The 288-nt window shown below is 48.6% G+C and carries 1 protein-coding gene; it reads right to left on the reverse strand.

The features are described from left to right. On the reverse strand, nucleotides 1-288 hold a 288-nt coding region (locus tag SB754_RS19830; protein WP_410784100.1), incomplete at both ends, for a hypothetical protein.

Consider the following 288-nt stretch of genomic DNA (forward strand, 5'->3'; position numbering starts at 1 on the left):
CTTCGAGCCGAACAGCTTGTGCCATAGCTCGGCACTCTCCTTTGCATCCTCCGAAGCCAGTGCGCTGCGAGCAATTTCAGCCGCAACCTCTAGGCCTTCATAAAAATCACAGAAGTCGCGAGCGGATAATCGCGCCAATACGTCATGTTCTTCTACACCATGGTCAGAAAGCCACGGCTTACTTTTATGATTATAAATGTCTTTCCAGCGTACTAGAAAAGTATCCATCAACTGAACCAAGCCTGTTGCCATCGAATTGGTGCCATCATCCAGAGCATTGCCTATCAG

Origin of the sequence: Leifsonia sp. SIMBA_070 (assembly GCF_046534635.1) — a bacterium.
Classification (GTDB): Bacteria; Actinomycetota; Actinomycetes; order Actinomycetales; family Microbacteriaceae; genus Leifsonia.